The organism is Oligoflexus sp., from assembly GCF_035638955.1.
GTDB lineage: Bacteria > Bdellovibrionota_B > Oligoflexia > Oligoflexales > Oligoflexaceae > Oligoflexus.
Genome location: NZ_DASQYZ010000403.1, coordinates 1 through 21,392, shown reverse-complemented (window position 1 = coordinate 21,392; position 21,392 = coordinate 1). Strand labels below are relative to the sequence as shown.

The window sequence follows — 21,392 nt, the reverse complement described above, 5'->3', positions numbered from 1 at the left end:
AGGACCTCCTTAGGCAGCTTGCATACGGCCGCGACCACGGCTCGCTGCTTCAAGTTCAGGGATATCAAGGACCAGGACCACTTCACCATGGCCAAGGACAGCACCACCGGCCACGCAAGGAATGTTGCGCATCAAAGGCCCCATGGATTTGATAACCATCTCCTGCTGATTCAGAAGCTGATCCACCACAATACCGGTAGGCCGATCAGGTTGGCCGACGACCACCACAAAGAGCCTGTCATGTTTGACGCGGTTGCGACGCAGCGCGGCTTTCCGCTTGAGCAGATCCGATATGCTGCCTTCCTTGGTCGCCAGGGTCATGGCCTCATCGAGATGGATGAGCGGCAAAACGGTGTCTCTGAGTTTATAGACCTCGACATCACCAACTCTTTGGATTTCCTTGGGGGAGATGCGGATCGATTCGATCACGGAGTTGAGCGGGATCGCAAAGGTTTCGCCACGGGCCCGGACCAAAAGACTCTGGACAATGGCCAGGGTCAAAGGCAGACGTATGGTGGTTGTGGTCCCGCGACCTGGGGCACTGTCGAGTTCCAGGATGCCCTTGAGCTTCATGATCTGTTTTTTCACGACGTCCATGCCCACACCGCGGCCACTGATATTGGTGACCTGATCGGCGGTCGAGAAACCAGCTTCAAAAATGAGATTGAGCGAGTCGCGATCAGAGAGTTGGGTTTCCTCGCTGATCAGGCCTTTTTCAACGGCTTTGCGCCTTATCACAGCCGGGTCCATACCCTTGCCGTCGTCTTCGATTTTGATGACGATCTGGTTGCCTTCCTGATGAGCGGACAGGAAGATTTTCCCGGTGGGATTTTTGCCCGCAGCCTTGCGGACATCAGGCAATTCAATGCCGTGATCGCAGGAGTTGCGGATCAGGTGAATCAAAGGGTCGCCGATCTGTTCGACCAGTGTTTTGTCGAGTTCGGCGGCTTCACCCGTGATGATGAGATCGATTTTTTTATTCAGCGAGCGGGAAAGATCCCGAATCACACGCGTAAATTTATTGAACGCATTGCCTATGGGCACCATCCGGACTTTCATGATGATGTCCTGGATCTCGTTCATATGCCGGCCGAAGAGCTGCACGGTCTCTGAGAAACTGCTGCCCAATTTGATTTGGGGGAAGTTGGTGCGCAGATCCTCTTCAATGCTCGCAAAACGGGTTCGATCGATCACCAGTTCGCCGACCAGGTTGACCAGAACATCCAGGCGTTCGAGGTCGACGCGGATTGTGGATTGTTCGCTTTTTTTCGCGCCTTTGGGGTCTTTTTTACCGTCTTCATCGTGGCCTGCAGCTGATGGAGCGGATGCAGCGGAAGATGCAGCGGATGATGCAGCAGGTTTAGCGGCTGCGACCGGTGCGGGTGCGGCCTGTTTAACAGGCGTCGGTGCGGCGACAGTTGTCGTTGCGGCAGCGCTGGCTTTGGGAGCTGGCTTGCCTTTGGCCGCATAGCTGAGGGCCCGAACCACAGGAACGGTTTCCACGCCGCAGGGGCCTCCGTCTTTCACGGCCTGCAGAAGGCGACGCAGAAGGTCGATGCCTTGGAAAACGACATCGATGGTATCCGGAGTCGGGACCAATTTATCCTTGCGGATCAGATCAAAGAGATTTTCCATCCGGTGCATGACGCGTTCGATGCCTTTGAAGCCGAACATGCCTGAACCACCCTTCAGGGTGTGGGCGGCGCGGAAAATTTCTTCGATAATGCCTTTATTGGTGGGATCCTGCTCCAGCCGGAGGATGGCGTCATCGACCATTTGCATGAGTTCATCGCTGTTGGTGATGAAATCATTGAGCATCGAGGGATCGGATTGGAAATCATTGGGTTCCCATTCCGGGATTTCTTTGAGATCTTCCCCATCTTCAGCGTGGCTCGAATGCACGGGCGCGGCAGCCTTAGGGGCTGCAGCCTGGGCTGCTGGTGCGGCCGGTTCGTCTTCCATTTCCGCCAAAAGACGCGAGGCTTCATCATCGCCCATGGGTTTGGCCGGGGTCTGACTCGCGGTTTTAACGGGGGGTTTCTTCTTCATCGGTGCTTCCATTTCTGCAAGCAGGGCCGATGCTTCATCGTCGCTGAGCTCGTCGTCATCAGAGGCTGGCGCCTGGCCGTCCATCTCGGCAAGCAGAGCTTCGGCTTCGTCGTCGCTTAATTCTTCTTTTTTTGCCGGGGCCTTGGTTGCTGCTTTGGGACTATCATCCATTTCCGCAAGCAGGGCTTCCGCTTCGTCGTCGGTGAGATCTTCCGTTTTTGCTTTGACAGGGGCTTTGGGACTATCATTCATTTCCGCCATCATCGCAGCGGCTTCGTCAGCATTGAGTTCATCGGACGATCCGTTCTCATCCATCGACGCCATCAGCTGCATCGCTTCATCGTCGCTGAGTTCAGGCTCTTCCACTTGGGCTTTGGGAGCAGTTTTGCCTTGATGCGAAGCCGTCCAGGTGGACATGAGGTCCAGGAGTTCGCGGCTTTCGTTGATCAGATAGGCGAGTTCGGGCGGCGGGCGTTCAGCCGATTTGTCCAATACACCAGCCAGTTGCTGTTCCAGCAACGGCAGAATTTTTTTAACCAATGCTTCGATCGCGGTCTTGACCAGAGCATCCATGCTCCCGCCCCTTCCTTGTCTGCCCTGCTATCCTGCTCGTGGCAGCGCGACGATGAACTGAAAATAACTTTCTTCCAAAGCATCGAACTCCAGCGTGCGACCGCAGTCGCAGGCGAAGGTCGGTGCCACCAATTGCTTCAGGGTACTGAGGTGCTCTTTCACATTGATCAGCTTGATATGTTCCTGCCCGCACTGACAGTAATACGGTGCGAAGAAGGATTCGACCACACCACCGCCGAGCGAGTTGGGCACCATATTGATTTGATCAATCGACGAAACACTGCACTCATAAAAAGTCAGTGCGCCGCCTTTTGACAGATCCGTGATCAATTGAATCCATTCACGAATACCGCAGGAGTTGAAATTTCCAACATCCTTGAGATGAATACGGATCGTATTACGGCTGATACGCGGGACATCCTTGTGCCGGAAATTTTCGTCGATATCCCCGAACACCGTGTAATCCACAGCGTCAGTTTCCTCGGCGATTTCGAATCGCAGGTTGTTGAAATTGATCGTTTTTTTCTGTGCCATAGGCATTCCCTGCTTGCTTAGGATGTTGTGCCTCGTCGTATGGATGGATCGGCACTTCGTCCAGAAACTTGAGGGGAGCTTAGGGCAGTGAATTAAGGTGTTTAGGGAAGGGCTTCAGGCGCATGGGCCTGAAGCCATCGGGATTAACCCCCTAAATCAATTACGGGACTGGGATAGGTAGGATTTGATGCCGTCATCCAGTTGCTGCTTGATATAAGGTCGCAGCTGGGACGGTTGCAGGATGTCATCAATCGAACCCACTTTCAAAGCGCGATCAACGGTGTGAATCTTTTCAAATTCCAAGGCGACCTTGGCCTGATGTTCCAGATGTACCGTTTGATAGATGTCATCATACTGGGACTTGGTCAGCTCGTCCTTTTTCAAGCGAGCCTGAGCCTCAATGATCTGCGGATCGGCAAAGGTGTTTTTCAGAACCTGCCTTGGGAAGACGACCGCGGCCGCGGGAGCCCCGCCAATCACCGAAGCATAGGTGGCTTCCAAAGCTGCGACGCGCATGCTGGGGTTCAGGGTTTTTGAGAACACCACATAAGCGCCACCATGATAACGCGCGACGACGATGAAAAGCATCGGGCCCTTGAAGTTCACCACCGCGCGTCCGATTTCAGCACCGTATTCCAGCTGCAGACGGCGCAGGGATTCCGGCGAGCCATCGAAGCCTGAAAGGTTGGCGAGAATCACAACCGGCAGCTGTTCACAGTAGGCGTTAATCGCACGAGCCACTTTTTTCGAGGAAAGCGGGAACAGAGTTCCACCGGTCCACATATCCGGGCCATCGTTCGGAAAGTCCCCGAAGCGTTTGACCGGACGGCTTTCGATCCCGATCATGCCCACAGGGTATCCACACACCTGGGTTTCCCAGATAATGGCCGTTTCTGCATCACGCATGGTTTGCCAGCGTTCGAGGCAATCGGCATCCTGGTCGCGGACCGCGTGCATCACCTGCCGCATATCAAAGGGCTTCTTACGTTCGGCATTGCCTGTGCCCAGGATATCGCCGATCGATTTAAAGTTCTGCCCCAGATTATCCTGATAGGGGAACAAGCAGACATTGCGATCGATGGGATCCTTGGTCGGCAGGCGCGTGCCGTAAGGCCTTTGCTTGGACACCATGGTAATTCGATAGTGGCGGAAGAGCACACGGTAGGCTTCGGCCAAATCCTTCACGCGGAATTGAGCCTGGCCGTTCGGCGCCATGATGCGCTCGGCACCACCGATGCCTATGTTGTCTTCAGCCGAGACGCTGCCCGAGAAATCGAGAGCTTTTTTACCGGTCAATACCATCGTACCCTGCTCGGTCATGATCAGGATGCCTTTGGTATGCATGAGCATGGTGGCTTCAGCGTTCCAGTAGGACTGGGCGCCGACATTAATGCCCGCCACGATAATGTTGACCTCACCACCCTGCTGGGTGAACTCGATGATACGGCGGACCACGCGTGCGGTCCAATCGAGGTTTTCGGTTCCGGTATTCATATCGATCGCAGCGCCGGAAGATACAGGCACCCATTCCACCGGCAGCAGTTCCGCTTCGGCCATATCTATGGCGGCTATGACCCGTCGGCATTCATCTTCAGCAAGCGAACCCAGGTCGCGGGTTGGATCGCCGAGGATGATGATACGTTCAAAGAGAGTCCCATCGGGATCACGATTTTGAATGCGACCAAAGACGATATTGCTATGGTTTTGACCGGGAGCCCGGCCTTCCACAGCCACCGTATGCTGCTGTCCGCTGGCATCGAACTGAATATCGTATTCCAGGAACGATCCCTGCGGAAATTCCGTACGGGACGGATTGGTCAGCATGCTGATCACTTCATACGGGTAAGGGCTCTGCAGGCGCAGGGCATTGACGACCTTACTCGCATAAGGATCCAGGGGTTTCAAAGGTTCGCGTGAAGGCAAACGGCCGCGCACGCTGTACTGCGTGGCGAAGTTTTCGACCAGAACCTCCGTTTCGATGGCCCGATTTTGCCTCGTCAGAACCTTGGTATAAATCACCATTTTTTCCAGACCCACGCCTTCGACGAGCCCGGCGATCCGCTTCGGATATTCGCCGATATGATCCAGGCGCAGAGGATGCGTGTGACCGATATGAACAACGATACGGTTCCAATAGTAGCTGCGCTTGGTGCGAGCCTGTTGCTCGCGAATCACCTTCACAGCTTCCAGGACACCATATTCGAACTGACTGATGCGTTCGATGACCTGCTCTTCGTTCAGATCGATTTTGGTCTCAGGAACTTCAATAAAGGCAAAGAGACGTTGATCCTTGGCGTTTTCCTTGGCCTCGAGCTTCATCACATGCACATAACGGCTGTTGTAAACCAGTTCGAGGTCGAAGTTCACCAGGCGGTCCAGGCGCAACTCGCGGAAGCGCAAGGGACTGAAGGCGCGACGACGGATGTCCTCGGACCACTCGTTGTTCGCATAGTGGAAGGAGCGATAAGCGTAATCATTCTCACGGACCAGTCCCAGACTGCAGAGTTCCACCGGCAGCGGGAATTTTGCCAGATGATTGCTGTACACCAGTTCAGGCTGGCCCGAGTTGCGGCGGACAAAGATCAGACATTCCAGATACTGCCCAGGCTCGCGCTTCAGGACGGCTTTCAACCAGTCCAGGGAACTGAAGAAATCATCCTCTTCCAGAATCGTGACGACACTCTGGATGCTCTGGCTCTGTTTCCGACTGTGCACCTGATAGAGATACTGGCCCTTGTGTTCGAGCAACTGACCCCGTTCGAAGATACGATCCCGATTCACCCGGCGGGTCAGGAGTTCCAGAATGGTCTTGGCTCGAGGCGAACGACGGTCGAAGATCGAGACGAGGTAACTGACGATCTGATGACCCGATTCAATAATATCGGCCAGCAGTTTGGGTTCCTTGTTATGACCTTCGAGCACCGGCTCCAGAACTTCCACAAGCTGATCTTTGCGCTTGGCCTGCATCTGTTCCTGAAACAAGCGATCCACCAGTTCATAGCGGATATAAACGGCGGCATCGACCAGGGAGTTGCTGGAACGGCCTACCGCGATGAGGTCGCCTAGAAGATCGGAGAAGCCACCGACATCCGTAAATTCACGGGCGTCGCTGAAAAGTTTCTGGAGGGTTAAAAGACTCTGACGGATCAGGTCCATTGTTTGCCGGCTATTGGCCTGGGCTTTATAAAGATGGAAGAGGGCCCGGGTGGTGGACGCATAGTCCTTGGTGTCAGCCCATGAGTAGACTCCGATAGCCTGCTCCAGGCGTTTCAGGAAGCTGCCAGGCAGACCCTTTTCGCGATCCTCGCGACGCATCAGATAGTGCATCAGACATTCGTAGACGTCCGTGGTCCGGGCGCCATCACTATCATTATGATCATTTTGGAAGAGCTTCTGCACCGTGATAAAGGTCCGCAGAGCTTTCACCAGCAGATCCGCAAAGGCCGGTTTGAATTCAGGTCGATCCGTGAGGAACGCTTCAATGCGCTGAAGAACCTTGCCGACCGGCTTCGCATAATCATAGCCAATGAAAATGGCGGAATAATCGCGGGATAGGTGCGTCCAGGTTTCCCGCAGTTCCTCGCTCGTCGCAGCTTTTACCGGAATGGCCAGACGGGAATAATCGATGATGACTGTGGTTTCTTTTTCCGCATTGTCCTTGCTCTGGCGATTGCTTTCCGTCTCCAGATCCACCAGGGACTGACCCGCAGCGACCTGTTCACCCGCTTTGACATTGATGCCGGCCACGATCCCGTCTTCCGGTGCTGTGACCGCCATTTCCATTTTCATCGCTTCGAGAGTCAGGAGCAGGTCGCCTTTTTTAACTCTCTGGCCTTCCTGCACATCGACCGTCAACACCACGCTCGGTGAAGGCGCTGCGATTTTACCGCCGGTATCAAAGGGCAGCATGTACGGGAAGCCTTCCACCTCGCACTGCAGCGCGTTGGTACGTGGGACGATCTGCATTTTATACTTGCGACCGCCGGCCTTCAGAACGATTTCATGGCCCCAGTTCACGTATTCCACTTCCACGGTCTTGCCGTCGATGCGGATGTGATAGAAGGGGTCGCCGACCGCCTGGACCTGAATCTGATACTTGTGGCCGCGCAGACTCAGCGAAAGTTCCAGGCCGAGATCGGGCATCTGCCGGGGTGAACTGTAGCGGCGAACTTTTTCGGTGAAGTTTTCAAACTCATGCCGGTATTTTTGTTCGTACTGATAGATCACGGCTCCGAGCAGGGCCACGTCCCATTGGTTCTTGCCGGCTTTACGCTCGGGACTGCCCAGGAAACCTTCCACAAAGTCCGTCTGCACACCACCTTCCCGAATTTTGGGATTGGCCAGCAGCTCCAGAAGGAAACCCTGGTTGGTCGTGCCGTTTTCAATTTCAATCTGCAGCTCCGACAGCGCGCGGGTAAGGCGAGCCATGGTTGCAGCCCGATTGGGGCCATAGGCGATGATCTTGGCAATCATGGAGTCGAATTCACGAGGAATACGGCTGCCCCATTCAAAGCCCGAGTCAATCCGAATGCCTGGGAGGTTCGGCGGTAAAAAGCGCAGAATACGGCCCGGAGTCGGAGCAAATTTCTGATCAGGATCTTCGGCATTCAAGCGCACTTCGATCACATGACCACGGGGAATTTTTAGGACATTATCCAGGACCTCACCCAGGGCGGTCCGCAGCTGCAAATGGACGAGATCGACCTGGAAGAGTTCTTCCGTGATCGGATGTTCCACCTGGAGGCGCGTATTCACTTCCATGAAGAACGCTTCGCGGCGATCGATATCGTAAAGATATTCCACCGTGCCGGCGCCGTGATAGTCGGCCGCTTTCAGAAGTCGGGCCGCTGAGGCCTCCACTTCCTTCATGCGTTCCGGGTCGAGGTGGGCCGGCGGTGTTTCTTCGATAATTTTTTGGTTGTTCCGCTGCACCGAGCAGTCGCGCACGCCAAAGGTATGCACATTGCCGTGATAGTCGGCGAGACATTGAACTTCCAGGTGTCGGCCGCGCACAACCAGGGCTTCCATAAAGATAACGCGGTTGCCAAAGAAGCGGAATATTTCGTCGGACACGGAGCGGAACTGCTGGGGCAGCTCGTCAGGCGTAAAGACCTTGCGGATCCCGCGGCCTCCACCGCCGTTGGCGGATTTTAGAATAACCGGATAGCCGATGCGTTCGGCCACCTGCTGCGCATGTTCCAGACTTTCCAAAGGCCCGCCACTCCAGGGACAGGTGGGAACCTTGGACGCGTCAGCAATGTCCTTGGCCTTGATTTTATCACCCAGGCGATCCATGGCGTCAGCCGTCGGGCCAATCAGAATAAGACCATTCTGTTCAAGCAGGGCGGCAAATTCCGCATTCTCGGCGACGAAGCCCCAGCCGACCCAAACCCCACTGCATTCGTTCTGCTGCAGAGCCTTGAGAAGGAACGGGCAGTTTAAATAGGGGCTGCCGGTCAACTCCCCGAAACCGGGAAAGGACGATAGGGCAAAGGCGTGATCGGCTTCCTTGACGAAAAGCGCGTCGTTCTCTGTATCCAAATAAAAGGCAACGGTTTCAAATTGAGTTCCATACAGCGCATTAAATTCCTTCGCTGCCCGGATGAAGCGAACGGCGGCTTCACCTCGGTTTATGATCCCGATTCTGGCATGTCTTGAGAGGAGTTTTCGATTCAAGGCCTCGTTCCTTTTTTTAGTCAAAGAAAAGCAGCAAACAGGGGCGGCTGTTCTGCAGGCTTACGCTCGATAGAAACCTATTAAGAAGATTTGAAAGGAAAAAATCCAGTGAAAAGGTGTGAGCTGGGGGGTCGTGAAAAACAGCTTAAGTCGGAATTTCATGGCCATACCGTTAAGATGAGCTGGCTCGGCGCAATGCATACCTTGCGTAGCGTCTATCTGCTGGAAGATACTGGTGTTTTTACCGCTCTCCTGCCAAAGTTCACCACCTGTTTTTTTCGCGCACATTTTTGCCTCACTAATTCTCTCAACGAATTCACATCAGGCGTTCTGGAGTAAGGGGCGTTTTCTGCGCCAAATGCTCCTGGGTAATTTACGGGCTCGGGTTCCCGCGAGGCCTGTCGGCCGGATGCCACACAAAACGCATCGCGCCCTCAGAGTTCAAGTCGAAAGCCAGGTCCACACAAGGGATTGGGGTTCTGGCACAAGACCTGCTGAATGGTCGTCTTTTCGACCGTAACCGGAGTGATAGTCCCTATGCGAGCTCTAGCTGTTTTTGCTGTGTTGATCCTTTGGTCCTGTCACAGTCCCGATGTTGATTCAAGGCGGACGCATGCGGTTCACAATGCCCCGCAAAAGCCGTCCCCATCGCCTTTGCAGCCGGTTCCTGTACCCATGCCCGATGCCGAGCTGCCCGAGTTCGATCCGTCCCAGGATCAGACCATTCCCCTTCCAGGCCAGGATTATCCGAGGCTGCGCACCAGACAGCTGCTCGTCGGCGGTCGGCCTTTTATCATGCGCGCCGTGTGCTGGAACCCTGTGCGGAAGGGCGGTCGTCATCCCGATGGCCTTCTGTTTCGCAATCCCAGTGCCAGTGATTTGACCCAGATTGAACAGGACCTGCAGCTCATGACCGCAATGGGTGCCAACACCATTCGGACCTATGAAGCCATTCTGGATGATCGGGTTCTGGCTCTCATCCAAAGGTATCAGTTGCGGATGATCGTGCCGGTGTTCAGCTATTTTGCGACACCGATGAGCGAGGTCACAGCCCGCGTCCAAAAGTTGAAAAATCATCCGGGCACGTTGTTCTGGGAAATTGGCAACGAGTGGAATTACAACCAGTTGTATAGCGCGGGCGCGCAACCGCTCGGTTTTGAAGGCGCCAAGGAACTGGTGAAAAAGGCCATCAGCGCGGTTCGCAGCGCCGATCAGCGTCTGCCGATCGCCACAGTGTACGGAGAGCTCCCCAGTCGTGAGTTGATTGAAGAACTGAGCGGCATCGATATCTGGGGTCTGAATATTTACAGTGGCCTCAGTTTTGGGGCTCGTCTGCAGACCTGGCGAGGCCTGACCAACAAGCCCATGTATCTGGCTGAGTATGGGGCTGACGCCATCAATAAAACGACTCTGGATGAAGCCTCGCAAGCCAAAGCCGTGGTGGCCTTGAGTCAGGAAATTCAAAATCAACTTTCCGCTTCGGGTGGGGATAACGTGAGCCTTGGAGGTGCGGTATTCGAATGGAACGACGAATGGTGGAAGGATGATAAAGGGGCCGCGGATCAACATGACGTCGGCGGTGTGGCGCCGGGGGGCGGGCCTTATCCCGATAGTATCTTCAATGAAGAATGGTGGGGCATGGTCGATATCGATCGTAAACCCCGGGCCGTTTATCATGAGCTGAAAAAATTATGGAAGCCTGACCTTTCAGAGGAAACATTTTGATGCGACATCTCCTACTGCTCCTTGCTGTGCTGGAAACTGTCATGGCTTGTCAGGAACGAACAGATATTCAACGGCCCTCTGAGTCCACAGTGCCCCTGGCCGAACCCAATCCATCCCCAACCCAGCCGTCGGGACCTGAGGGTGAAAGTTCCCCCCTTGAGCCCGAGCGCATGGAGCCCATCCGTCTTGAATCTTATAAGGATCTAGGTGAACGATCGAACACCTATACTCAGGATGGAGTTATCGTGACGGAAGGCGTCATGCGCGTCCGGCGTCGCCATGAAAATGATATGGATTTTTCCAAGTTCAATCCTTTCTATTGGGAAGGCCGTCTGGCTTTTTTCAAAGTCGAGGATTTTACAGCTCGAGGTGAAAAAAAGATTCGATTCCATCTCGAAACGGAATCGCCCCAGGACTACACTCCCAATCGCGGGCCGGATTTTTCTGCTGTGTATATTGGGGATCCTGTCGGTTCGGTGGAAACCCTGCGCAGTAAATTCGCAATCAATCAACGAATGGACCATGTCGCCGATCGGAAGCGTTTCACGTACACGTTGGGGCCGGATGCCTTTCAGAATCATCCCGAAGCTCTGGCGGCTGGCGCACTTTTGATTTTTGAATTCCGTTTCTTTATGGATGAAACCGATCCTTTATGGAAAAAGGAAAAGGCATTCAACGTCCACACACTCTCCGCTTATTACTCGGAATTTTATCGTTTGCGGATCGGCGAGGGTGGGCTGTTGATTGATACTCTGGGTGTTTCGAAAAAAATGCCCGACGTGCAACGCTTCAGCGGCGGCTGGACCACGATTCCAACCGTTCGTGTTGAGCCTTGGAAAGCCCTGCAGCAGCAGGCTCAGAACATGACCCGTGAGCAGGCGCAAAACTTCCTTAACGGTCGAACCTTCTTTCACACCGATATGCAGACGGGTCAGCATGTTGATGACCAGGATGATGATAAACCGTTGATGTTTTTTGATGAGATGCGCCTGGAGCGAGCCGGCTATGGCGCCCAGGCTTATAATATGACCGCTTGCAACGGCTGCCATATCAATAACGGAATCGCCTTGCTCCCGGCCGACGGACAGCCCGTGCACACGACTCTGGCAAAAACTTTCGATAGCCGCACCGGCGAGCCTCATCCCATCCTGGGGCGGCAGTTGCAAACGCAAGGTCTGCAGGCAGAAGGTCAACTCAAAGTCAAATCCTATAGCACTATTCCCGTGACATTGGATGACGGTACCGTCATCACTCTACGCAAACCGGAATTCAGTGTGGAAGGTCGCCGTCCCCTGGATAATCTGGCTTTCTCCATTCGGAAACCGCCAGCCTTGATCGGCATGGGCCTGCTGAACGCGATTCCTGAGACGACACTGAAAGCCTTGGCCCGTCAATCGCAAGGCGAACGACGCGGCCGCTTTGGTTGGAAAGGCCAACAGGCGACTCTGCGCGAGCAGATCGTAGCGGCTCTCAATTTCGATATCGGCGTGACTACGACGGAGAAACCCTCTTTGGATTGCGGAGCTGACTGCAAACCAGGGAAAGCATCTTTATCGACAGAAGCCATCGATCAACTGGAAAGCTATGTGGCCCTACTGGGTGTGCCGCCGCGTCTGAATCCAACCGATGCACGCGTCAAGCGCGGCTCGGACGTGTTTCAGAATTTGGCCTGTGCCCGCTGTCATGTGCCGGTTTTGAAAACCGGTCCCTCACCGTTCAAGGAATTGGCTGGCCAAACCATTCAACCTTTTACCGATCTTTTGCTGCATGATCTGGGCGAGGGACTGGCGGATACCAACGGTGGAGCCGAGGCCCGCAAATGGCGAACGGCTCCTCTGTGGGGTTTGAAGAATACCAGGCACGCGGTGAACGCGCGTCGCGATCAATTTCGTCCTGGTGATATCAACATCCTTTATCCCGATACGATGAAAGCCTCCGACGGCAATCCTCTGCAGCTCTTGCATGATGGACGCGCCCAGAGTTTAGCCGAAGCTATCCTGTGGCATGGCGGTCAGGCGGCTGAATCGGTGCGGCTGTATAAAGCCCTGCCTCGCTCGGACCGCGAGGCTCTGGAAGCTTTTCTTTGGGATCTGTAAATCAAGAGGCGGGACGCGTGACGTTGATCGTAAAGGTTTTGGACCGACCGCTCGTGCCCTTGACTATAAGAGTAATGACGGTTGTGCCAGGCACGATGGTGACATCATAGCCGCCTCGATCCGCATTATAAGAGACGCCATTGATTTCGAAGCGAGCCTCATCCGGATAGTTGGCTAAAGGGGAAAGAGTCAGCTCGGTGGTATTCGCGCTGACATCGAGCTGATAGCTGGTGATGTCCGGTGAAAAGGGTGGGGCCAGATCTCCATTCGAAGTCGCTATATCGGCGAGCGTCTCATCCGGCAAATCCTGAATGCGCTGGGCATTCAGCTTATACGAATTGATGGTGGTCCCGGCGCTGTCGACGAGGTTGATGGTGAAAAGATTCGAACCTGCTGCCAGCGGCATGGGATCCGTTGTAAAGTCCGACCGTAGCTTCACACCATTGATAACAACCTGCAGTTTAGCGTTCACCGGTGCGGTGTTGATCGTGAGTTTATTCTTATAGGTCTCGCCGCCCGCCAGTGTGTATTCGTTGACGAAGGGATCAAAGGCTGGTTCCAGCTGATCGGCAATCACGATCAATTTGGACAGGGTTTGATCCGCGGTCAGAGGAGCCTTGGCGCTGCTGCCCGATTGGCTCTTGGTACAGCCCATACCTTGAAGCAAGAGAAAAGGAACCAGGATCCAGGCGTTTGACATGAAATCATCCTGCGTTGATGAGAAAGAGGTGCCTTACCGTATCGGTAGGAATCGTGAAAGTCCCAAGGGATCTACCTGACAGGGCCTCTACGCCTTTTTATTAAAGTCCTGGAACCGCTTGAGTTTTGCAGAGTGTCATGACTTTTGCAAAGGGGCTGCAACAGGCTGCGGAACGCTTCCGGAGCTGGTCCATCATATTGGGAGGAACGAAAATTATGAAACTTGGTCACTTAGGTTGCGCTGTAAGTCTTGCGTTGGCTGCTGCCAGTTTTTCCGCGTGTAATAACGATGATAATAACGACGATGCGGAGGCACCGGCTCAAAATACGACAGGTGAGGGCGTTCCCAAGGACCCTCAGGAGCAGATTTATCTGCAGAATGTCACAGCTGACAAACCCTTGCTGGTCGTCTATGGCGATAGCATTTCAACCGGTGTGCTGGCCAATACCAACCTGGGCCAGAATATCGATAACGGTCTTTTGGTGCAGCTTGGCAACTACATAAAGGCTGGAGAGTACAATGCCAATGGCTTTCAGACCAATCTTGCCAACCAGCCCCTGGCGGCTTCGACCACGGAAAATGACTACGGTCTGCGCAGTGCCATCGCGGCAAAAGCTGGGCTGACACCAGCCGAGATCGGTGTGGTGAGTTTCGCTAAATTCGGCGCCAAAGCGGTTGATATTCCTGAGATGCTGTCACGCTGGAATCAGGAGGAAACCAATACGATCAAGCGCAAGCCGGATTACATTCTGGTCGCTTTGGGCGGTAACGATTTCTGCTCGGACATGACAGTCGAGGACATTTCGCGCACGTTCAACGAACAAATCGATGCCATCCAAAAGTCCGCGCCTGATGCGCAGCTGATTATATCCCCAGCCCCTCCCGTATATCAGCTGGCTGCCATCGATTTTACCTATGGCCCGGCATTCAGCGCGATCACGGGTGAAGAACTGAGCTGTAAGAAATTCCGTGAGCAGGCCTGCAAGCGCGTTTATGATGCGGATGCTCAGGCCCGTCTGGAAGGGATCAACCAGGGCATTCAGGCTGCCTTTGACGCTCAGAAAGCCAAGGGTGCCAAGGTTTCACTGGCTAGCGGCGTTCTCGAATGGAAGATCACGTCCGAAGAACTGGCCTTTGACTGCTTTCATCCTAGCCAAAAAGGACAGACAACCCTGGGCAATTACTGGAAGCAGGCTTTGCCCCAGTAATGGGATCTGACTCACTGTTGCGTTTTACCGTCTCCTGAAAAGGAGACGGTTGTATGCCCCCCGTTACCGTCCATTTGACCTTTTATGCTGGCATTCCCTCCTTCCGCAGGTTAAACAGGCTCAGACTCAGTCGGCGCTTTTTTTGCAGAAGGGTCTTCGAAATGGAGGCTTGGATGGAAGCGCATGTGAGACTCATCTCCCGTCCTCGACTCCGATGGACCGATATTGGGAAGGACGTAATGAACGGAGCAGCAGTCTGCCTCTTGTATTTGGTGATGATTTTTCTAGCAGGAGCCCGCTCGGGCTACGCTCAAACCCAGGAACCTGAAGGGGAGCGTCGACGGCTCTGTGGCTCCGTTGTCCTCGATTATGACTATGATATAAGATTTACGGCGACCGAAAGACGTTTGCTCTGCGGCAGTCCTGGAGTAAAAGCCTGGGAAAATATTCCTCTGCGCCAGGCCCAGTTCCATATGCTGAATTTCCTGGCAGCACGTGGCTATCACAATCCTGATTTTCGCGTGGAAGGCGAGACGCTCTACGTTAAACCTGGTTTGCCAACCCTTATTAAAACCTTGCGTCCGATTCCAGAAATGCCGGAATTGGAGGTTGAAAATTTCTGGCTGCCGCGCGGTCGACCCCTGACGCCCGATGAGCTCAATGCTATCGAACAATGGGCTTCCGCCAAACTGGGCCGGCAAGGCTACCCTTGCGCCACGGTCGCAACACGCGGTGACCCTGTCACCGGTGACGTCGAGATTCTGATTGAAAAAGGTCCACTTTGGACGATTCGCGAAGTGCAGTCGGATCCTATACCCGGTGTGCGCGGCGGGATGCTCGATCGCTATCGCGCTTTTGATATTGGGGAACGTTATGATTCCACCCTGCTGGATATTTCTGCTGCACGCCTGAAAACCTCACAGGTTGTGGTGAATGCTCTCTATCGCCCCATCTGTAAGGGGGAACCCGGCGTGATCGAGCAGCAGACCCTCGCGGGCAAACCGCGTCTCGTGAGTTTTGGTATTGGCTTTGATTCCGAAAATCTTTTCCTGATCAGCGCCGGCTGGCGCAACAGTCGTTGGTCCGAAACCGCATCCATGCTGGATGTTTCGATGTCTCTAGCCTATCCCCTCCAGAAGATTCTCACCACCTTTGATTGGTATTATCTGCCGGTACCGTCGCATCATTACTTGAAAACCTATGCACGTGTGCAAAGGGAATATGAAAATCGGTATGAAGCGCGCTCCATCAAAGGCTCCATTGCACCGGCGTTCGCGGGAGACATTTGGGGTATCCGCGGTGACATTTACGCCGGCCCATCGCTGCAGTTTGAAAATACGCTGCGTAAGGATGTACCGCCGAACACACGTCTGCTGACCATGGATTTTGGGATCTCGGGTCAGTCGAATCTCTATGAATATTTCAGTTATCAAGCGGCACCGCAGTCAGGTTATCACTTTAACCTTTTTGCCAGCACGAGTGATAAAGGGGTGGCGTCCAGCGTTTCCATGACCACCTATACGGCCGATTTTACCAGACTCTGGAATCTTCTCGAGCTGGAACCTGAGATCTGGATTTTCGGTGTTCGTGGCAGTTTTGCCACCACGCGGGCCGGTCCTGATACCACCCCGGAAGAGCTGCCGCCGTCGCTCAGGTTCACGCTCGGTGGTTCTCAGGACTTGCGAGGATTTGGACGTAAAGCCCTCCCGACTGAAGGCCCCGGTGCCCTCACCAAAGCCTATTTAGGAGCTGAGCTGAGGCTGAATAATAGTCTGCCTTACCAGCTGCAGCCGTTTGCCTTCGCAGACTGGGGCAAACTCGGACAGGAAGCCCTGGATCTGGATCCCACTCTATTCTGGTCACCTGGTTTGGGTGTGCGGTGGAGTTCACCAATTGGTGTGCTTCGATTCATGCTCGGCCACGGTTTTGTATCCGGACAGGACAGGGAAAAATATGAAGATGTGGCATCCTTACAATTTTACGCAAGCATTGGGGAGCAATTCTAATGAGAATCCTGCCAGCCCTTTTTAAAGTACTGATGGGTCTCCTGATTACGGTCGTTGTCCTCCTGGGACTGGCTGTCGGGGGTATCTACTATGTCCTGAACCGGCCTGATTTCACTTTTCCGGAAAAATCACTGCGCTGGGTGGCTGCGAATATTCTCAAGCCCATGGATATCGAAGTGACCTTCAAGTCGCTTGAAGCGCGCCTGGTCCAAAGCAGCGAAAGTGATTGGTACCAAAGGCAGCTGCTGGTGCATAGTGAAGAGCTGCACGTGACCTTGCCGGATCTTTTAAAAACGCATATTCCAGATCTGGATCTGGAACTCGTCTTGAATTTTCACCCGCAACGTTATGGTATCAAAGGCATCGGTCCGATCGATGTTTCAGACGCCATGTTTGCTTTGAAACTGGACAAGCCTGACCCCAGAAAAAAATCTGAGCCGTTTGATCTGAAAGTCTGGATGGAGCGGTTGCGGGACGTGAAAGTTGAGCCCATTTATTTAGGCTTGCAGAGTCTCACAATCGAGCGGCCTGATGGGCTGAAGGTGATAACTCCAAGGATCGAGGCCACCCTGGAGCAGGACGGTGGGAATGATCCCTACCAACGTCGGCTGGTTGTGAGCACGGAGCAACTGGACGTGACCATGCCTGATCTTGTGAAAACGCATATACCGAAGCTGGACCTCCAGCTTCTTGTTAATCATCATCCGGAACACTATGGTATCAAAGTCATTGGGCCTATCGATGTGGCCGATGTCACTGTTGCGGTAAAACTGGAAAATCCGAAACCAGACACTGGGAAAAAGTCAGAGCCCTTTGATCTGAAGTCCATGCTCGAGCCGTTGCGTGATGTCAAAATTGAACCAATTCGTCTGGGTGTGAAAAGTCTTCTCATCGAGCGGCCAGACGGACTGAAGGCTGCATCCACGCGGATTGACGCCAGTCTGGGGCCCGAGGAGGGTGACAAGGATCCATACCAAACTCGGCTTATAGTGAGCGGCGCAGGACTGGACGTGACCATGCCTGACCTTTTGAAAACGCATGTTCCCGACCTGCATCTGCAGGTCCTGGTGAATTATCATCCCGATCGCTATGGCATCAAAGGCCTGGGACCGGTGGAAATTTCGCGGGCTCGGTTGCATTTGAAAATGGCGAAGGCCGAGCCCAAAAAAGATCCAAGATATGTCACCGCGAGAGAACGAGAGAAAGAAAAAGAGAAAGATAAAGCCAAGGACACCGAGCCCTTTGATTATCAGCCCTGGCTGGATCGTCTAAGGCAGACGAAATTTGAACCGATGCGCGTGGATCTGCAGAGCCTGGTCGTCGAGCGGCCCGGTGAACCCACGATTGAAGCTCAGCTTCTGGCCAACCTGCAAAGGCAGGCGGGCAACAAGTGGACCTTCAATGTGCGGGCCGATCGGGTCAAAGGTATTCCAGCGCGCACAGCCAATTTTGAAGTGAATGTCGATCTGCCGGAAGGTGCTGACCTTCTGCCTTTGACGGCAAATGTGAAGGGTCGTGCGGATCTTGGCAAGTTTGGTGCGGCCCAGCTGTCGGGAGACGGACGGATGGTTGCGGAGGACGTCGGCCAGGTGCGCCTGAATCTGACTTCCAATTTCGAAGGCCAGCGGCAGCAGATGACAGCATCGGCAAGCTTGAATAAAGAAAAATTTGCGCTCAAAGTCAGCGGCTCGGCAGCCCACCCTGTTGATATGCTGCAAAAAGTTGAACTGAATGCCTGCTCATGGAATGGGGACGTTCAGCGCCAGGGAAAACCCTTCCTGCAGTCCAATTTGAGTTGCCAGGTGTCTCTGACGCGACAGCCGGCACCCGATGAAAAGCCTTTCCTGGCTATGCTGCCCAAAGACCTTCAGTTTGTGATTCAGGGGCCGATCACCATCGCCGATTGGGATAAAAATCCGTCGTTTGCTGCCCCCATGAAAATATCTCTGACCCCGCTGCTCAGTGAGCTTTATACTCTTCGTGGTCAAACATCGATCAATTTCAGCGGCAAGGTTCTGGAAGGTGTGGAAAGCCTGAATGCTGAGATTGATGTCAGCTCGCAGCTCGTCTTTCAAAGATTCCAGCCCATCGTGAAGAAGTTCGCAGATACGGACTTTTCCATACCGGCTCCGTTTAATACCCTCGATGGTCGCATCTATTGCAACATTGAAGGTCGCATCAAGCAGATGGGAGCGGTCATGAATCTGCCTTTGGAATGTGGAACGGAACTTTCTTCTGCAACCCAAGCTATGTTTGTCAAAGCTCAGGGATCCGTTGAAAAAGTCACGGATCAAAAGCCGATCATCAGACTGGCTGTGGGCCTGAACAAAGTGACCTTTGAATTGCCCAAGCTGGCTCTCAATGGTTCGGTCCCCCAAATTTTCGCGGATAAAAGGATTATGACGGCTGCAGAACGGGCCAAGGCCGATGGCAAGGTGGATGACGCGTTGCCCGTGGTTTTGGATATCCGCATCACGACGCCGCCCGAACGACCGCTGACATTGATCACGAGCTTGCAGCCGACGCCCATACCCATCAGCATTGATCTGACCTTGAAAGGGGACCGGGTCGATCCGTCGGGTTCCATCGGCATTCACCAGTATCGCGTCAGTTTCCTGAAGAAAAAGGCGTTTGTTGATCACATTCGCCTGATATTGGTCCCTGATGAAGAACAGCCCCTTCTGGATGGTCTGGTCGTGTTCCAGGACCCTGATGTGAAGATTAATCTGAAACTCTCTGGTTCTCTGGATCGACCGTTCTATGAATTGGAAAGTGTGCCGCCGCGTTCCCCGAACGAACTTCTTTCCATTGTGCTTTACGGCGGTAATCCGGATGCGCTGGATGAAGATAGTTCGCGTTCTGTTGATGAAACGCGTGCTGCCATGGTCGACGGTGCCATTGGCCTTCTGTCGATGTACTATCTTGCTTCAACGCCCATTGATAGTGTCGGTTACAACCCCTATACCGGACAATTTCGCGCTCGCGTGAAGGTGGCTCAGGGCCTGTCCCTGACAGTCGGTTCGGATCTGGGGGGGGCTCGTCAGTCTTTGACCCTGCGGAAACGTTTGACCGAAAATTGGTCGTTTGAAACCGGGGCCGAAACCGACGAGGAAACCAACGAAAGCAAAGGTGTTGCCATGTTCAAATGGGGCCGACGTTACTAATAACCGGCCGCATGACCATCCTTTCTGGATTCGCTGGCGCCGCGATAAACGCGCTGCGCTGGACTCCAGAGGATGGCCTGATAGCCACCGAATTCCCCTTTGCCAGGCACAAGTTTATGTCCCATGCGTGTCAAAGCCTCCCGGGTTTTCGTGGAAAAACCCGACTCCAAAGCCACCTGACCACCATCCTTCATCACTTCACCGGTAGGTTCACTGGTGCCGCTGACATAAACTCGACTGGCGTCACCCGCTTCCTGCAGATTCATGCCGAAGTCGATCATATTCACCAGGATCTGGGCCTGGCCTTGCGGCTGCATCGATCCGCCCATCACACCAAAACTTAACCAGGGTTCACCCTTATGGGTCACAAAGCCTGGAATAATGGTCTGAAAAGGCCGTTTGCCTGGCGCATAGACATTCGCGTGAGCGGGATTCAAACTGAACAGTTCGCCTCGATCCTGCAGAACAAAGCCGAGGCCGCCAGGAGTCATGCCCGAACCCATACCACGGAAGTTGCTTTGAATGAGGGACACCATGTTCCCATCCTTGTCTGCGGTCGTGAGGTACACGGTATCCCCTTGATGCAGGATGGCTTCCCCTGGGGCGACTTCCTGGGCGGCCTTATTCGGATCGATCAGTTTTTTTCGGGCGATTGCATAGTTCTTATCCAACAGCTGCTGAACAGGAAGTTTGCCAAAGGCAGGATCCGCGTAAAACGCCGCACGATCGGCAAAAGCCAGCTTGATGCTCTCGACCAGGGTGTGCACGTACGCAGGGCTATCGAAACCCATGGCCTTGATATCGTACTGCTCCAGAAGATTAAGAATCTGCAGCGTGGCCAATCCCTGACTGTTCGGTAGCAGTTGCCAGACATCATAACCGCGATAACTGGTGCCAATGGGCTCCACCCATTCGGACCGATGTGAAGCCAGATCCTCGTAACTGAGATAACCGCCCTGTTTTTTCATATAATCGGCGATAGCCTGGGCCACGGGTCCGGTGTAAAAACCATCGCGACCTTTTTGGGCGATGATCTCCAAAGTCTGAGCCAGAGCCGGATTCTTAAAAATCTCCCCGGCAGCAGGGGCTTTGCCCTGGGGCCGATAGATGGCCGAAAATCCTTCGAAGTCTTTGAGCCTCTCTGCATTCCGTTGCCAGTAATAAGCAATAACCTCGGTGACGGGAAAACCCTGACGAGCATATTGGATGGTCGGCTGTAAAACCTGAGCGAGCGGCAGGCGGCCAAATTTTTTATGCAATTCCGTCCAGCCATCCACACAGCCGGGGACACTGACGGGGAGCGGACCAAGTGGGGGAATTTTTTTCAGGCCACGTTTTTGTAATTCAGCCAGAGTCAGACTCTTCGGCGATCGACCACTGCCATTCAAACCAAATAATTTTTTTTGTTTGGCGTCCCAGACCAGGGCAAAGATATCACCGCCAATCCCCGAACCCGTTGGCTCCGTGAGCCCAAGCATGGCGTTGGCAGCAATGGCTGCATCGACCGCAGAACCGCCGGCTTTTAGGATGGGTCCAGCAGCCGGACAGTTCCCCTGTAAAAAACGCAAGGTCCCCCTTCAAGTAACGCGCGCGTGGATCCACAGCCCCGACTATGCAGCCGGGTTTTTCTCTTCGCACTTGGTTTGAACAGTTGCCGCTGG

The 21,392-nt window shown here is 54.0% G+C and carries 11 protein-coding genes; 6 read left to right on the top strand and 5 right to left on the bottom strand.

Going from position 1 to position 21,392, the window contains the following annotated elements:
• Positions 1–9: 9 nt before the first annotated feature.
• The 3 genes from VE954_RS34575 to VE954_RS34565 form a co-directional block, all read right to left on the bottom strand.
• Complete coding sequence (locus VE954_RS34575; protein ID WP_324961676.1) at positions 10–2,622, bottom strand: chemotaxis protein CheA; 2,613 nt, start codon at positions 2,620–2,622, stop codon at positions 10–12.
• A 27-nt stretch (positions 2,623–2,649) separates the two neighbouring features.
• Positions 2,650–3,156: a hypothetical protein gene (locus tag VE954_RS34570; protein ID WP_324961675.1), complete on the bottom strand. Its 507-nt coding sequence runs from the start codon at positions 3,154–3,156 to the stop codon at positions 2,650–2,652.
• Between the two features lie 156 nt (positions 3,157–3,312).
• Positions 3,313–8,832 carry a carboxyl transferase domain-containing protein gene (locus tag VE954_RS34565; protein ID WP_324961673.1) on the bottom strand — a complete coding sequence of 1,840 codons (5,520 nt, stop codon included), beginning with the start codon at positions 8,830–8,832 and terminating at the stop codon, positions 3,313–3,315.
• Between the two features lie 108 nt (positions 8,833–8,940).
• Here VE954_RS34565 and VE954_RS34560 point away from each other — a divergent pair, with 108 nt between their 5' ends.
• The 3 genes from VE954_RS34560 to VE954_RS34550 all read left to right on the top strand — a co-directional run bounded on the left by VE954_RS34560 (position 8,941) and on the right by VE954_RS34550 (position 12,653).
• Positions 8,941–9,171, top strand: coding sequence for a hypothetical protein (locus VE954_RS34560; RefSeq protein WP_324961671.1), 231 nt, complete (start codon positions 8,941–8,943; stop codon positions 9,169–9,171).
• A gap of 198 nt (positions 9,172–9,369) precedes the next feature.
• Entirely contained in the window at positions 9,370–10,557 is a 1,188-nt protein-coding gene (locus tag VE954_RS34555; RefSeq protein WP_324961669.1) for a glycoside hydrolase family 2 TIM barrel-domain containing protein, read from the top strand.
• The gene (locus VE954_RS34550) at positions 10,557–12,653 is read left to right on the top strand and encodes a di-heme oxidoredictase family protein (protein ID WP_324961667.1); all 2,097 of its coding nucleotides are present in this window, start codon (positions 10,557–10,559) and stop codon (positions 12,651–12,653) included. The genes VE954_RS34555 and VE954_RS34550 overlap by 1 nt, the downstream gene beginning before the upstream one ends.
• Before the next feature lies 1 nt (position 12,654).
• Here VE954_RS34550 and VE954_RS34545 read toward each other — a convergent pair whose 3' ends face one another.
• Positions 12,655–13,353: a cadherin-like beta sandwich domain-containing protein gene (locus tag VE954_RS34545; RefSeq protein ID WP_324961665.1), complete on the bottom strand. Its 699-nt coding sequence runs from the start codon at positions 13,351–13,353 to the stop codon at positions 12,655–12,657.
• Between the two features lie 215 nt (positions 13,354–13,568).
• Between VE954_RS34545 and VE954_RS34540 the strand changes: the two genes are divergently transcribed.
• From VE954_RS34540 to VE954_RS34530, 3 genes are all read left to right on the top strand, one after another.
• The gene (locus tag VE954_RS34540) at positions 13,569–14,561 is read left to right on the top strand and encodes an SGNH/GDSL hydrolase family protein (RefSeq protein WP_324961663.1); all 993 of its coding nucleotides are present in this window, start codon (positions 13,569–13,571) and stop codon (positions 14,559–14,561) included.
• A 239-nt stretch (positions 14,562–14,800) separates the two neighbouring features.
• Positions 14,801–16,567, top strand: a complete 1,767-nt coding sequence (locus tag VE954_RS34535; protein ID WP_324961661.1) for an autotransporter assembly complex protein TamA — start codon at positions 14,801–14,803, stop codon at positions 16,565–16,567.
• Positions 16,567–19,731, top strand: a complete 3,165-nt coding sequence (locus VE954_RS34530; protein WP_324961659.1) for a translocation/assembly module TamB domain-containing protein — start codon at positions 16,567–16,569, stop codon at positions 19,729–19,731. Before VE954_RS34535 ends, VE954_RS34530 begins: the two co-directional genes overlap by 1 nt.
• On the opposite strand, the gene ggt is transcribed toward VE954_RS34530, so the two are convergent.
• A complete protein-coding gene (gene ggt, locus VE954_RS34525) occupies positions 19,728–21,299 on the bottom strand; it encodes a gamma-glutamyltransferase (RefSeq protein WP_324961657.1) in 1,572 nt (523 codons plus the stop codon). The two genes, VE954_RS34530 and ggt, sit on opposite strands and share 4 nt — an antisense overlap.
• Between the last annotated feature and the right edge of the window lie 93 nt (positions 21,300–21,392).